Raw genomic sequence first — 15,370 nt, 5'->3', positions numbered from 1 at the left:
CTTTGCTTCACGGGTTACAAGTATTTGTACAAATTCAATTATCCAATCTTATTCCCTTGATGTTTCTCGCCTCTTCTGCTAAACCGATTGATGACAATCTCAAAAATTTTGTAGACGAAATAGAAGCGCAAAGTCCTAGTTTATCAGTTTTAGCAGCGCGTCAATTTCGCTACAGCTTGCGTCAAACTACTATAGAAGTAAATATCAAAGAACCCCGCCAGTTTAACGTACTCGAAGAATTTATTATCCGCGCTGCTATTGAATTTCAACCTCCGCCAACAGAGGATGAATTAGCCTCTGTACTTGGACTGGATTCTGTATTTATCAAAACTACTACTGCAACTCTTCGCTCATTACAAACTCTATCAGCAACATCACCAATTACAGTTACTTCTGAAGGTCGCTCATTTTATGAAAAAGGATCTGTACCACAGCCCCCATATCCTGTACAGCTTAATGCTATTACAGACGCTTTAAGTGACAAAATAACCTTTCAATCGGAATCACTAAGCGAGACAGCGATCAATTTGCCAGATTTGGCAGATTTTATAACTATTGATAATATAATTACTGATATTTCTTCCTTACAACTTGAGGAAATTCAAAAAATTATTCAGGCTTCAGATTTAGCACTTCATGTTCCAGAAGAGGGAAAAATTGTTACTTCTTATAAGGTATTAAATCCAACTCAAAAATTTTGGAGAAAGATATCGCTTTTCGTTATTTTCGATGCCCTTGAAGATAAATTAAGCATCCAAATAAGAAATGGAAAGCAAATTTTAGAGTCGGCATCAAATTGGTTAGAAGTTCTACACGCTCAAGGTAAGATATCCTTGCAAGCATTATGTAAATTGTCAACCGAAACCATCAATTTTGAACGTGAAGCTATTCTCAAGCAGAAAAATACTGAAATAGAAGCTAGACTTGAAAATATTCGCCAAAAAGCGCTAAAAGCTGGTGAAAAAGTAGATAATTTTCCAGTGTTAGGTGAAGTTGTACAGTTACGCGATGGACAAATTAGCCAAGCTTTCTCAGAAGTTTTAAATTCTGCTAAAAATCAGGTTATTATTTATTCTCCTTGGGTGAATCATGCAGTTGTCGATGAAAAATTTCTAACTCTGTTACAAAAATTAGCTAATCGTGGAGTTTGGATTTTAATTGGACATGGAATTGCACGGCGACAAGAAGATGAAGATAAACCAATTTCGCCAGAAGTAGAGAAAAAACTTCAAGCAATAAAAACACCTGATGGTTTACCATCTGTACAGGTTTTTTGGCTGGGAGATTCTCATATAAAAGAAGTAATAGTTGATAAAAAAATTCATCTTTGTGGATCTCATAACTGGCTATCTTATCGTGGTGATTACCTACCACGAGGTGAATCAGTTTATAAAGTCACAGTTCTGCATCAAGTTCAGGAAGCTTATGAATTTCTCGCTAATCGCTTCCAAAATCACGCTCAAAAATTATGGGTAAATGCTCTAGAAAACCGCGATTTTAAAATGGCTATGGAGTCTTTATATGTATGGGGTGCGCTAGGTATGGAAGATATTGCACTCAAAAACATACAGCAAAACAATTGGCTAGAACTTCTGCCTGTGTGGTTGAATGTGGCACTTCAAGGGTTAAGAGCGAAGAATATACAAGCTGATTCAGAAAGTTTTAAAATCGCCCTTTCGTTGTTGAGTCAAGTTTCTATTGAAGAGGCTTTTATTGAGTTATTGCAGTCAGGATGGCGTAAAGTTATCGGCGCGATCGCAAGTAAAAATCCCAAAACTGCTTTAAAATTACTTAGTAATGAAGTCTGGGCGCAGTTTCTACGTCTCAATATTGCCCAAAAGACTGATTCACCTGAGAATTTTATCTCGCAACATAACTTTATCAAAGAAAATAAATAGTTGAAGAAGAATTCAGAAGCCAGAAGTAGAGCCGGAGACGTTTCCGTTACTCCGGTCAGAATCAATATTAAAATAATTCGTAATTCGTAATACCTCGACTTCGCTCGGCACAAGTTCGTAATTCGTAATTAAGTTTTGTAATGGGGATTTAACCCCAACACAAAACTTACTGGTTACAGAACCGGGGGACTTAAACCCGAGGAACTTATTAAATGCAAAAGCGATACTCAAATTCCATGCAAGGGAAGTGTAGCCAAAACTTCCTATATTTTTCACCTCCCTAAATTAATACAAATGTTCTAGTTTTTTACTTAATCAGCCGTACTATTCATCACCAACAGCATTCTATAAAATTCATCCCTAAGAATCAGATGACCCCCCTTACCTGTGGTGGCAGACAGTCCTAAACTGAAGATGAGAGTTGAAAGGCAGTCGGGAGAATTTTTGTGAAAAAAGTATTATCAATCATCCTTGGCGGTGGCGCGGGTACTCGGCTTTACCCGTTAACCAAACTCCGCGCTAAACCAGCAGTACCAGTGGCGGGGAAGTACCGCTTAATCGATATCCCTGTTAGTAACTGCATAAATTCCGAATTATTCAAAATCTACGTCCTGACACAATTCAACTCAGCTTCCCTGAATCGTCATATCGCCCGTACCTATAACTTTACTGGCTTCAACGAAGGGTTTGTGGAAGTGCTAGCGGCACAACAAACCCCAGAAAACCCCAACTGGTTCCAAGGTACAGCCGATGCTGTGCGTCAGTATCTGTGGTTAATGGAAGAATGGGATGTAGACGAATATCTAATTCTCTCAGGCGATCACCTCTACCGCATGGATTATCGCCAGTTTATCCAGCGCCATAGGGACACAGGGGCTGATATTACTCTCTCAGTTATCCCCATCGATGAGCGCCGTGCTTCAGATTTTGGCTTGATGAAAATTGACGATTCTGGTAGGGTAATAGATTTTAGCGAAAAACCCAAAGGTGAAGCGTTAACTCAAATGCAAGTTGATACAAGCGTACTGGGATTAACAAAAGAACAAGCCCAGCAACAGCCTTATATCGCCTCAATGGGCATTTATGTCTTTAAAAAAGAGGTTTTGTTCAAGTTGTTAAGAGAGGGTACAGAAAGAACTGATTTCGGCAAAGAAATTATTCCTGATGCCTCTAAAGATTACAACGTTCAAGCTTACCTTTTTGATGACTATTGGGAAGATATTGGAACAATTGAGGCATTTTATCATGCCAATTTAGCCCTAACTCAGCAGCCCCAGCCACCCTTTAGTTTTTACGATGAAAAAGCACCAATTTATACCCGCGCTCGTTACTTGCCTCCAAGTAAACTATTAGAGTGCCAGATCACAGAATCAATTATCGGCGAAGGTTGTATTTTGAAAAATTGCCGCATTCAACATTCAGTTTTAGGAGTGCGATCGCGGATTGAATCTGGCTGCGTCATCGAAGAATCTTTGCTCATGGGTGCAGATTTTTACCAAGCTTCTGTGGAACGGCAATGTAGCTTGATAGAAAATGACATTCCCGTAGGCATCGGTACAGACACGATTATTCGCGGTGCCATCATCGATAAAAATGCCCGCATCGGTCACGATGTCAAAATTATCAATAAGGATAATGTGCAAGAAGCTGAACGCGAAAATCAAGGTTTCTACATTCGCAGTGGGATCGTCGTCGTGCTGAAAAATGCTGTAATTACTGATGGAACAATCATTTAGTCATTAGTCATTGGTCATTGGTCATTGGTCATTAGTTATTTAGAAGGGACAAATGACTAATGGCAAACCACAAAGGACAAAGGACAAATGACAAATGACTAAACTATTTTTACTGATTGGACTTCCAGGTAGCGGTAAGTCAACTTTTGCAAAACAATTACTGGCAGAATGCCCCCAGATGTCGCTGATTTCTACAGATGGCATCCGGGGGCAATTGTTCGGTTCCCAAGCCCTTCAGGGACCGTGGCTGTTGATTTGGCAGGAGGTAGAGAGGCAATTTCAACAAGCTATTTCTACAGCAAATACAGCCATTTTCGATGCCACCAATGCCCAGCGCCGCCATCGCCGTGAAGTCATTGCTTTAGCGCGTGGATTGGGCTTTACCCAAATTATGGGAATTTGGGTGGATACACCAGTTTGGCTGTGTTTGGCACGTAATAAAAGGCGATCGCGCCAGGTTCCTGAAGAAATTATTTTGCGAATGCACCGTCAACTCCGGGATGCCCCCCCAAGCCTGGAAGAGGGACTAGACGGGCTAATCCGCTTATCAGAAAAATTGGAGTACGGAAATTGCGATCGCACGTTGAGCAAGAACCACACTTGATTTTCTATATTCTTTGTTAATTTAAAATCAGATTCTTTTGCTTGGCACTCTACCTAGCAATTAAATATCTGTGTTCTTAAAAAAAACATAACAGTAATTTCTATAGGAGGCTAGTAGATGGCTGCAACCGACTTCAAAGACTATTATGCAATTTTGGGAGTTAGTAAGACTGCCACTCAAGACGAGATTAAACAAGCCTTTCGTAAACTAGCCCGCAAATATCACCCTGATGTCAACCCAAATAACAAACAGGCAGAGGCACGCTTTAAAGAAGTTAGCGAAGCCTACGAAGTTGTATCAGATGTAGATAAACGCAAAAAATATGACCAATTCGGTCAATATTGGAAACAAGCTGGTGAAGGTTTCCCATCCGGCGGCGTTGGTGTCGATATGGGTGGCTTTGACTTCAGTCAATACGGCAATTTTGATGAGTTCATTAATGAGTTACTAGGACGTTTTGGTGGCGCTACCCCTCGTGGTGGACGACAAAGTACCTCACAAAGTTACTCTTACCGCACTTCTACAGGTGCGCCAAGTGGGTTTGGTGGTGGCTTTAACGATTTTGGGTTTCAAGATGCAGGTGCGGTTACTTCCCAGGATAGTGAAGCTATAATCACCCTAACTTTTGCGGAAGCATTTAACGGCGTGCAAAAGCGCTTCAGTTTAGGTAACGAAACAATTGATGTTCGTATCCCATCTGGGGCTAAACCTGGTACTCGTCTGCGCGTGCGGGGCAAAGGTCAAATTAACCCAATGACTCAACAACGAGGGGATTTATACTTAAAAGTCGAACTTCAGCCGCACTCGTTCTTCCAAATGGAAGGCGATAACTTGGTGTGTGAAGTGGCAATTACACCAGATGAAGCCACTCTGGGAGCATCTATTGATGTACCCACTCCCGATGGTTCAGTTAATGTCAAGCTACCAGCCGGAGTCCGTTCTGGACAATCGCTGCGTTTACGTGGCAAAGGTTGGCCCCTCGCCAAGGGTGGACGTGGCGATCAGTTGGTGAAGGTGGCGATCGCACCACCAAAAGACCTCAGCCAACAAGAGCGGGAATATTATGAAAAAATCCGGGCTATACGTACTTATAATCCCCGCAGTCATTTACAGCAAGTTAAGCTGTAAAAATTTCGGATTGTAGAGACGGTAAATTGACCGTCTCTACATTTATTTAAGTATGAATTTACCGCGTATTTCTCGCTACGATGACGGACTTAAACGCCTCCACATCCTCTGGTGTAGCCTCGGTAGCTTGCCAAGATGGACGTACAATTAAGCGATCGCACCAAGCATTCAGTTTTGGATAATCATTTAAAGAAATCCCTACACTTGGCAGCACATTTACTACAGTTCCAGCCACAACTTCGGCAAGAGTGAGGTTGTCACTAGCAAAGTAGGGGCGATCGTCTAATAAATTTTCAAAAAACTTCAGCACTGTGGCAATTTTATGCCGTGCCTTCTCAATTTTCTCTGGATCTCCGCCAGGCAAGCCTAGATACTGAGGTAAAAATGTGGTGGCTGCTGGCAAAAGCTCATTCACAGTTACCAGTTGTACCATGCGTGCGATCGTTAAATCCTTAGCATCTTTAGGCAACATCGCAGGTGTGGGATATTTTGCCTCTAAATAGTCCAGAATTGCTAAAGATTCCACTACATTAAAGCCGTCATCCACCAAAGCTGGAATGTGGTGGAAGGGGCTAATCGCCAAAAACTCTGGTTTAAGCTGCTCCCCATCCAGCTTTATCTCTACTAATTCAAACTCAAGTCCTTTTTCCAGCAGAGTAATCCAGACACGGCGGGAGTTAGGAGAAATAGGTGAATGATAAAGGGTCAGCACCATAAAACCTCACAGTTTTATTAGTAAAGTGATATTGCTAATTTTACACCTTATATTCAATTGAATTGTTGTAACAAAATCTTAACGCTAGCATTGTGATCTAGAAAAGAAAATAAATGCCAGTAGCTGAGTTTTCCTTCTTTATCTAATACAAACTGTGCTGGTAAAGGCGCTCCCAGTGCTTGTCCTACTTGATAGGTACGAAATACTCGACTATTAGGATCGCTCAATAACGGCATTTTCAAGCCTAAATCCCTGACAACAAGTTGACTCTGCCGTTCATCAGTACTAGTAATCATTAAAACTTCTATACCGCGATTTTTAAATTGCTCATAGTTTTCATTCAAGGCTTTGATATGAGGAAAACAAAATGGACAATATTGTTTTTCAGTAAAGATGCGAGTAAAGGCGAGTAACACTGGTTGCTTGCCTTTATAATCAGACAATTTTACTAAAGTTCCGTTGGTAATATCTGGCAGTTGAAAATCAGGCGTTCCTACTCCCAACCTGAGCTTGTTTGTAGCTGGAACTGGTAAAAAATTGCGGAAGAATCGCTCATTTAATAAGCCACTAAAATCACTTGAAGTCAACATATTTTTAACCTTAATTATTTAACTTACTTTTCACAGCATCTGGAAAACCTCTCTCTAAATCTCTCTCCTAAAAGGAAAGAGACTTTGAATTTTCCCCTTCCTGCGTCGGGAAGGGGGCTAGGGGGTTAGGTTTTTGGTGGACTTTTCCAGATAACGTGAAAAGTCAGAATTATTTAAATACTATTTTATGAAAAAACCACAGATAGATACAAAGGTTGACACGGTTTCATGTGTATCTCTGTTTCTCTGTGGTTTTCATTGATTTTTCTCTCAACTCCAACAACTTGGATTAGAGTTTGCTAACGAAATTTAGACAGCAGAGAAGTAAACTTTAGACTTCACTGGATCAGGATTCATTGTCTTGTCACCAGGTTGCCAACCAGCTGGGCAAACTTCATCTGGGTGAGACTGAACATACTGAATTGCTTGTAATGTCCGCAAGGTTTCATCAACGCTGCGACCAAAAGCTAGGTTGTTGATGGTAGCGTGCTGTATGATACCATCTTTATCGATGAGGAACAGACCACGCAAGGCAATACCGGCTGCTGGGTCAAGAACGTTGTAAGCGGCGCTAATCTCTTTCTTAATGTCTGAGACTAGAGGATAATTCAAGTCGCCAACACCACCAGACTTACGATCTGTTTGAATCCAAGCGAGGTGGGAGAATTCACTGTCAACTGAAGCCCCAAGGACTTCAGTATTGATTTTCTTGAATTCTTCGTAGCGATCGCTAAATGCTGTGATTTCAGTAGGACAAACAAAGGTAAAGTCTAGTGGGTAGAAAAACAGAACGACATACTTACCGCGATAATCGGAAAGTTTGATTGTCTTAAATTCCTGATCTACCACAGCCGTTGCTGCAAAATCGGGAGCTTGTTGGCCAACGCGGAGGCTTCCTTCGGTTCCGTAAGTAAGGGACATTAACCTAATTCTCCTTTATCGGTTTAATAGCGTTGGAATTCGGGTCAAGTAAAACTCTCCCATCCACGCTCTCACAGTTTAATTACGATCTGTTACGACTATATCATACTCATAACGATTTTGAGTAACCAATGCCTGATTTAGATACAAGAGAATGGTTGCTTACCAATGGCTTAGGAAGTTTTGCCAGTGGAACAATTTCTGATGTCCGCACACGCACTTATCACGGTTGGCTATTTACCGCTACAAATCCACCCTCTGGGCGGACTCTGCTACTTTCACACCTAGACGCTAGCTTAGAAGTATCCGGGAGCGTTGTAGCACTGGGGACAAATGTTTGGGGTAACGGTCAGATTGAACTGACAGGCTATGAACTATTGCGCTGTTTTGATATTAACCCAGTTCCGAAATGGATTTGGGGTCGAGATAACTGGCAATTAACCAGACAATTGGTAATGCCTTATGGATTAGTGGGGACTGGGGACTGGGAAGAAGCAAGGGGGCAGGGGGCAGCTTTCAAGGGTGAGAATAAAAAATTACCTCTTTCGCCTCTGCTCCCAGCTAAGTGCCCCTCTGCCTCTTCTCAATGCCCAATGCCCCATGCCCCATTTTGCCATCGAATCTTGATCCAATATCGCTATGACGGAAGTGAGACAGCAATTTTACGGCTGCGACTACTGATAGCAGAACGTGATTTTCACCACCAGCAAACTGCTAGTTCAGGATTACAGTTCTCAGAATTGCTTGGACAACAGCAAGTCTGTCTGCAAGCAAAAAAATTAGGTAATTTCGGTATACCTTGGCACTTACGCTGGACACAAGGAAAATATCAACCAGATGCAGTTTGGTATTGGAATTATGGATTGTCTGAGGAAACAAAACGGGGATTAGGTGATAAAGAAGACCTCTACAGTCCTGGTTACTTGATAGTTACACTACAACCAGGAGATGTGGTCACTCTAGAAGCACGAGTTGGGTTTCCTGACTCAATGGCAGGTGTTCTCACCTCCGATACCTTTGCAGAAGCCGTGGAGATAGGGCAAGACCGGCTCTCTCAGATTTTTGGATGGAATGAGGGGAGTAGGGAGCAGGGAGCAAGGGAGAAGAGTTTTCCCCTCTGCCCCCCCTTCCCCCTATCCTCAGAGGGGGCCCCGAGTCCCCCCGCCCCTCTGCCTCTTTTAAATGCCCAATCCCCAACTTGGCAACAACTACTTAAAGCAAGCGATCAGTTTATCGTTTATAGAGCCTCAATTGCAGTCCCCACAATCATTGCTGGTTATCACTGGTTTAATGAGCGAGGACGCGATATATTAATCGCCTTACCTGGGTTGGCACTAGTTCCACAGCGTTTTAATCTGGCAAAAAAAGTATTAGAGACTTTTGGGTATTACTGTCGCCACGGTTTGATGCCTAATGCCTTTCCTGATGTCGATGGTGAACCACTTTATAACAGTATTGATGCGGCGTTGTGGTGGATTGAAACTTTAGGACTTTATTTAGAAGCTACCGAAGACTGGGAGTTTTTGGCAGAGCAATTCCCCATAGTCTTACAAATCCACAAAGCCTTTGTTGGTGGTACACGCTACAATATCCAAGTTGATGCTATTGATGGGCTAATTAGTTGGGATGCTCATGGTGTAGCTCTCACCTGGATGGATGTGGTAATTGGGGCACACCCCGTTACTCCCCGTTACGGTAAGCCAGTAGAAATCAATGCGCTGTGGTATTCAGCTTTATGTTGGCTAAGTCGGTGGGCAGAACGCTTAAGCGAGCTTGAACTTGGCGATCCAGTGCGTCTCACTAAGCAAGCATATCGTTATGCTTTACAAGCACAAAAGGTCAAAACCTCGCTGCAAAAGTTCTGGAATCCTCAGCTGGGTTATTTGTACGATACCATCGAACCAGACGATCGCCGGAATTTTCAAATTCGTCCTAATGCGGTTTTAGCACTGTCACTGCACCACTGTGGATTTTCTGCACAGCAAGGGAGTCAGATACTAGATTTAGCAACTATCAGTTTGCTAACCCCTTATGGTCTTCGCAGCCTCGATCCAGGAGATCCCGAATACAAAGGGAGATATGAGGGGAACCAAGAGCAACGCGATCGCGCTTATCACCAAGGCACTGTTTGGGGTTGGCTAATTGGGCCATATATTCGTGCTTGGCAACGTTTTTATCCACAACAATCGCTGCCTTTTGATTGGCAACCCCTGCTAGATCACTTTTTATCTGGCGCTTGTCTTGGTTCTATTTCTGAAATTTTTGATGGCGATTCACCTCATACACCCAGAGGAGCGATCGCTCAAGCTTGGTCTGTTGCCGAAGTAATTCGCCACATTAAATAACGTGAGTTCGACAAATCTTTTTTGACCTCTCCCCCAGCCCCTCTCCCATGCGGAGAGGAGAGCAAAAAGCCTAATTTTTCATACTCCTCCCTTTCCGTTTCGGAGAGGGAGGCTGGGAGGGAGAGGTTCATCGAACTCACATTAAATAGTGCTGAGTACAAGAGATGAACATGAATCTACCAATCAACTCATGAGCGAAGAACGAGAAAGAGCCGATAATGATTCTCCGTGGAAAGAAATCCTAGAAGCTTACTTCCCACAAGCAATGCAATTTTTCTTTCCGCAAACAGCAGCACTAATTAATTGGGAACGTCCCCACGAGTTTCTTGATAAGGAATTTCAACAAATAGTCCGAGAAGCAGAACTTGGTAGAAGATATGCAGATAAATTGGTCAAAGTCTGGCAAATTCAAGGAGAGGAAATTTGGCTGTTGATTCATGTCGAAATTCAGGCAAAATCGGAAGATAATTTTGCTCAAAGGATGTTTTCCTACAACCTGCGAATTTTTGACAAATTTGCTAAACCAGCCATTAGCCTAGCAATTTTGTGCGATGCTGACTCGACTTGGAGACCAAATCAATACAGTTATAATTATCCCGATTGTGGTCTGCATTTTAGATTTGGAACCGTCAAACTGCTCGATTATCAAAATCGATGGACAGAGTTAGAAAAGAGCGATAATCCCTTTGCGACGGTGGTAATGGCACATTTAAAAACCCAGCAAACTACTAAACAGTTGGGAGAAAGAAAAACGTGGAAATTTAGTTTAATTCGGCGATTGTATGAACAAGGGCTGCAAGAAAGGGATATTCGTAATCTCTATCGTTTTATCGATTGGGTTATGATTTTACCAAAAGGATTAGAAACAGAATTTTGGCAGGAGTTTAAACAATTCGAGCAGGAGCGTACCATGAGTTACATTACTACAGGCGAGCGCATTGGCTACGAGCGAGGGAAGGAGGAAGGACAACAGGAACAAGCACAAACACTTATACTACGACAGCTACAAAAACGGGTAGGAGAGTTACCACCACAGGTTCGAGAACAGATTCAGGGTCTTTCTCTAGAACAATTGGAAGCACTGGGTGAGGCTTTGTTAGATTTTAGTGCGATCGCTGATTTGCTCAACTGGCTACAAACTCATTAAACAGTTAGTGCTGAGTCCTAAGTATTAGAGGTCTATCTTAACTCCACTTATTGATCGCTACTTAGGGCTTGCTGAAAAAGTCATAAAAAAGCAATTCTTTTGGGTTGACTAGTTATTTAAGCAAGGTCAAAGATAAGTTTTTGTTGCCTATAGCTAGCGAAATCATAATGCTCGATTATGTCAATCGCTAAAAAATGTCTATTTTTCTAAAATAGACATAAAAAGGCACAAAAAATCCGTGATAGGTGAGTAGAAAGATTCATGACTAAAAAAGTAATAGCAATCACAGTTAGAGTTGTATGAGGAAGTTTCGCCATCACTCTACTCAAGCTAAAGCTTTTATTTTCATACAACCATAATTGTTGACGATATAGCGGTTCCCAGTTGAGTGAGGTACAAAAACTCCACCCCCAACCCCCTCCCCGCTCTTCGATAGGGGGCTATGAAGTACCTGATGGGAAACGTTATTTAGCGGTGATCTTCGTCACACGTCCCTATAATAACACTAGGGGGAGAGACTTTATCCGTCAAGTTTCCCAACTAGTTTATGATTATCTGAATCAGACGAATCAGGTCGCTGCGGTTGGTTCGCCTAACAGTGCTACGAGATAGAAGACGCGAACTGTCAGTTTTAGCATAAAATGCCACAATTGTGGATTATAAGCCAAAACCCTTAAATCTGCGTAGGTTGGGGAGCCATCGCGCTACTGAAAATAAAAAACCCCGCCTGATGGCGGGGACAAATAAAGTTCAAAATTATCAATGGATAGTCAACACTCTAGAAGGTAAAAGTTGTTCTGAGTGTACCGATAATTGCATCATCGTTAGCGCTGTTTTGACCAGGAGAGGTCAACCAGATTACACCAGGGGTGACAGAGATGTTATCCGATACCCGATATTTGTAGAAGCCTTCAAAGTGATAAGGTACATCATTACCAGTACCAGCAAAAACGGCTCGATTACGGGAATAAGGTTCTGCACCAGCAAAAATACCTAAGACGTTACCCTTCTTACCGAAATCAGGTAATGCTACCCCTAAACCGTAGCTCCAAGCTTCATAATCATCATTTGCACCAAAGCCGGTGACATCGTGGTAAGAGACGAAGCCACTAACTGACAGCTTATCGCTAGGTCTAAACGCAGCTGACACACCGTAGGAGTTGCTGGAACCTGCACCTAGTAGAGTGTTAGCTTGTTGAGTACCTACTGCAACAGAAGATCCAAAAGTGTTGTTTACGTTTGATGAAGTACCGGAGTCAAACAAGAAACCGCCTGCGCTATATCCGTGAACGTAGGTAGCAGCTAAAGCCAAGCGATCGCCAACACTAAAGTTCAACTGTCCTAAAGCAGCGTAGTCGCCATTGGTTAGACCTGTATTGACACCAGGATTATTAGCATCTGATGCCAAGTAACCTGCGGTGATTGAGCTATTTCCCAAGATGCCACCACCTTTACCAAGGGGTAGATTGAGTGCTATACCTGCACCGCCACCAATACGATAAATGGGACTTTCAGAAGCAAAGGTAGATAAAGCACCGTTACCACCGTCAGTGTTGTCAAAAAAGTAAGGATTGTTGACAGCAGCATAATGGCTGTGACGTCCGCCACTAGCTGCAATGTAAACGTTGGCTGGGCCTATAGGAACTTCATAAGTCAATCGGTCTATATTGACACTGTTGTTACCACCAGCATTACCAACTTGAAAGGTTTGTGTACCTTCGGCTGTAGCGATCGCACCACCAGCGTTATCAAACTGTGTAAAGGCTGTTGCATTCCCTGCTGCGAGACGGGTATGTAAAACGTCTCTACCAGTGAAACTGGTTTGCAAGTCTAAACGTACTCTATCTTGAAAGACAGTATTGTTGTTATCACCAGTGTTACCCCCAAACACATCACTAACGGCAAAAACGGCTTCACCGACTAGTTTTGTGGTGGTGGAGAACTGATTAGCTTCCAATTCAGCAGTCCGCGCTTCTAGGGAATCTACGCGGCCGCGTAGGGTTGCCAATTCTGCGGAAAATTCTTCTTGTAAACGCTGTAGGGTAGCTAAATCTTGTTTAGTCACCAAGTCAGCTGTTGCTGTGGCAATCAACTCGTTAACGCGATCCAAACAGGCGTTCAAACCAGCAGCAAATTCATAACGGGTCAAAGCACGATTACCACGATAAGTGGCATTGGGATAACCTGCAATACAACCATAGCGTTCAACCAAAGACTGCAATGCTTGGAATGCCCAGTCAGTGGGTTGTACGTCGGAAAATTGCGAAACCGATGTTACTTGAGACTGAGAGTTATTTTGGCTGCCTTCGTTGCTGTAGCGGTTAACTTGGTCTATCGTTGTTTGAGCCAACATTTCTGGCTGTTGGGCAACTCCAGTTACACCTGCTTGTTTTGCTGGTGATACTTCAGTGGTTGTGTTTGGAGCCGCAATTGCTGTTGTCGAAACTAACAACGTTGCTCCCAAAACTGCTGGGCTAACCACTAAGGATTTCCATAAGAGATTAGACATCTTTCTTTACTCCTCACACCTTGTTTAGATAATTGGTTTCGTTCCACCTAATTCTCGAAAATACCACATCTCATTGAAACCTATGGATGAGGCATAATTGCCACTACTACAATTTTAGTTTTTGCAAAGCTAATAAACGATTAACTTAGGGTTAAAAACTGATGTGATTAACTTATGCAAAAACATATCTTTATATCATAACATTATAAAACATCTCATCTAGATGGCAAGATTGGAGCGATCGGCTTAATAACTGTCACACATAGCTATCTAAATATCTAAGCAGGGAGTAAAGTTTAGTCCTACTTGGCTAAATTGCTGAAAGTCCTCTATACCTAGCATCTTGCGGATAAAAATCACTTCTTACACTTAGCCTGTAGAAATTGCACACCAGTTAAAATCTACTAGCTCGGCTATTACAAACCTAGCAAAGCCTTGCACGAGTGTCGTTGCCTAGTACTGTTGGAATAAAAACAAAATCAGGAATCAAGGTTTTTTAAACCCGCCCACTCTAAAGAAGAACCCATATCCTTACTCTCAATCAAGCTACGGGTTACTTCCCCTCATGAGTAAAGATAGGCAGGTTTTGTGTTTTGTCTTTGTGGCTGTTACTCTACAGTCGCCTGCTGCAAGATGTCATAAAAAATCACTTATTTAATTTGGGAAATCGTCTGCGCTACATCAAAGTCTGTCTGCGTTAGCCCGCCTGCATCATGTGTTGTGAGTGTAATCTTCACTTTGTTGTAGGAAATTTCTATGTCTGGGTGATGTCCTGCTGACTCAGATGGTTCCACCAGTTTATTGACAAACTCAATTGCTTGGATAAAATCCTTGAAAGTGCGGGTAATATGCAACTTGGAGTTTTCGACAGTCCAACCTGACAGAACCTTTGCCTGCTCTTGAATTTCCGTTTCAGTGAGTAGTTGTGTCATGTCAAAAAATTCCTACTTATATATTTGTTACATCTTGACATTTGACAGAAATAGACTGATTTAATTTTCCACAGATAAAGTATGGAAAGATAAGCTAATGCCTACCTAATGCGTGTGTATATTTAAATTAGGTTTGGTAAATAAATGCTGTAGCTCACATCTGGTAATACTCTAAGGTTTGATGCAAGATATTTTTATTTTTAATAAAACTTAAACGCATTGGCTTTATGCACCACACGTATTGCTATCTAAGTTTTAAAAAGTCATCCCTAAAAAACTATCCGCTCTGATTTAGATCGGATGATCTAAATCAGAGCGGTCTAGCGGGTCTTCAGGTTGCAACCAGACTGCCGGAAGGAACTCCGAGCTTGCCTAGCTACTTGAGCTAACTTAGTATCTCAAAGATAACTAAGGCTAACTTTTAGAGAACAGCCCCGGCACACAGCCGGCTAACTGCAACCTGATGACCCACGCGTTTACTACTTTCTATCATGGGCATCACCTCCTTATTGCCTAAGCGGTCTTAGTTTTCAAAGGGCAGAGTTTTTACTCTGGGTTCATAACCTTCACCTAAGATAACACATAAATTTAGAGATAATTAACTATATATAAAAAAATCTCCCGCCTTTTGGTGGGAGATGACTGGAGAATGGGGAATATTGACACTTTGTTAGCTTATGCTAAGGAGATTATTTAATCTGGCTGATGTCAATTTTCGGCAACCATAAAACTGATTTAAGTTATGGTCGGCTTTTAATATTAGAGAGCGTTACCACGAGGTAGAACTTCTTCAGGGAATACAAATTGTTCGTGGGGTTGATCTTGAGGAGCCATCCAAGCGCGGA

General features: G+C 42.2%; 11 protein-coding genes and 3 pseudogenes. 7 read left to right on the top strand and 7 right to left on the bottom strand.

The annotated features are described in order from the left end of the window. Positions 1–2: 2 nt before the first annotated feature. The 4 genes from HWQ36_RS21470 (at position 3) to HWQ36_RS21455 (ending at position 5,366) form a co-directional block, all read left to right on the top strand. Positions 3–1,898 (top strand): hypothetical protein, encoded by a 1,896-nt coding sequence (locus HWQ36_RS21470; RefSeq protein WP_292706271.1) that lies wholly within the window; start codon positions 3–5, stop codon positions 1,896–1,898. Positions 1,899–2,344: 446 nt separating this feature from the next. Next, entirely contained in the window at positions 2,345–3,634 is a 1,290-nt protein-coding gene (locus HWQ36_RS21465) for a glucose-1-phosphate adenylyltransferase (protein WP_292706269.1), read from the top strand. 94 nt (positions 3,635–3,728) lie between these two features. Further along, a complete protein-coding gene (locus HWQ36_RS21460) occupies positions 3,729–4,238 on the top strand; it encodes an AAA family ATPase (protein WP_292706267.1) in 510 nt (169 codons plus the stop codon). Positions 4,239–4,355: 117 nt separating this feature from the next. Then, positions 4,356–5,366 (top strand): DnaJ C-terminal domain-containing protein, encoded by a 1,011-nt coding sequence (locus tag HWQ36_RS21455; protein WP_292706265.1) that lies wholly within the window; start codon positions 4,356–4,358, stop codon positions 5,364–5,366. A 58-nt stretch (positions 5,367–5,424) separates the two neighbouring features. Here the strand turns inward: HWQ36_RS21455 and HWQ36_RS21450 are convergent, their stop codons facing one another. The 3 genes from HWQ36_RS21450 to HWQ36_RS21440 form a co-directional block, all read right to left on the bottom strand. Continuing rightward, positions 5,425–6,078 (bottom strand): glutathione S-transferase family protein, encoded by a 654-nt coding sequence (locus HWQ36_RS21450; protein ID WP_292706344.1) that lies wholly within the window; start codon positions 6,076–6,078, stop codon positions 5,425–5,427. 56 nt (positions 6,079–6,134) lie between these two features. Then, the gene (locus HWQ36_RS21445; RefSeq protein WP_292706263.1) at positions 6,135–6,671 is read right to left on the bottom strand and encodes a peroxiredoxin; all 537 of its coding nucleotides are present in this window, start codon (positions 6,669–6,671) and stop codon (positions 6,135–6,137) included. A gap of 309 nt (positions 6,672–6,980) precedes the next feature. Then, a complete protein-coding gene (locus HWQ36_RS21440; protein ID WP_292706261.1) occupies positions 6,981–7,592 on the bottom strand; it encodes a peroxiredoxin in 612 nt (203 codons plus the stop codon). Between the two features lie 131 nt (positions 7,593–7,723). Between HWQ36_RS21440 and HWQ36_RS21435 the strand changes: the two genes are divergently transcribed. Then, positions 7,724–9,937: an amylo-alpha-1,6-glucosidase gene (locus HWQ36_RS21435; RefSeq protein ID WP_292706259.1), complete on the top strand. Its 2,214-nt coding sequence runs from the start codon at positions 7,724–7,726 to the stop codon at positions 9,935–9,937. Positions 9,938–10,127: 190 nt separating this feature from the next. Continuing rightward, positions 10,128–11,084 (top strand): DUF4351 domain-containing protein, encoded by a 957-nt coding sequence (locus tag HWQ36_RS21430; RefSeq protein WP_292706342.1) that lies wholly within the window; start codon positions 10,128–10,130, stop codon positions 11,082–11,084. Between the two features lie 206 nt (positions 11,085–11,290). On the opposite strand, the pseudogene HWQ36_RS21425 reads toward HWQ36_RS21430, so the two are convergent. After that, positions 11,291–11,425: pseudogene (locus tag HWQ36_RS21425) on the bottom strand (transposase); the annotation flags it as partial. A 106-nt stretch (positions 11,426–11,531) separates the two neighbouring features. On the opposite strand from HWQ36_RS21425, the pseudogene HWQ36_RS21420 reads away from it, so the two are divergent. Further along, positions 11,532–11,696: pseudogene (locus HWQ36_RS21420) on the top strand (serine hydrolase); the annotation flags it as partial. A gap of 166 nt (positions 11,697–11,862) precedes the next feature. On the opposite strand, the gene HWQ36_RS21415 reads toward HWQ36_RS21420, so the two are convergent. The 3 genes and pseudogenes from HWQ36_RS21415 to HWQ36_RS34410 all read right to left on the bottom strand — a co-directional run. Next, a complete protein-coding gene (locus HWQ36_RS21415; protein WP_292706257.1) occupies positions 11,863–13,593 on the bottom strand; it encodes an iron uptake porin in 1,731 nt (576 codons plus the stop codon). Positions 13,594–14,243: 650 nt separating this feature from the next. Then, positions 14,244–14,525 carry a 4a-hydroxytetrahydrobiopterin dehydratase gene (locus HWQ36_RS21410; protein ID WP_292706256.1) on the bottom strand — a complete coding sequence of 94 codons (282 nt, stop codon included), beginning with the start codon at positions 14,523–14,525 and terminating at the stop codon, positions 14,244–14,246. A gap of 759 nt (positions 14,526–15,284) precedes the next feature. Further along, positions 15,285–15,370 (bottom strand): annotated as a pseudogene (locus tag HWQ36_RS34410) (photosystem II protein D2); the annotation flags it as partial.

Origin of the sequence: Nostoc sp. NMS2 (assembly GCF_017115105.1) — a bacterium.
In the GTDB taxonomy this organism is placed as follows: Bacteria; Cyanobacteriota; Cyanobacteriia; order Cyanobacteriales; family Nostocaceae; genus Nostoc.
This window is presented reverse-complemented; position numbering and strand designations above follow the sequence as displayed.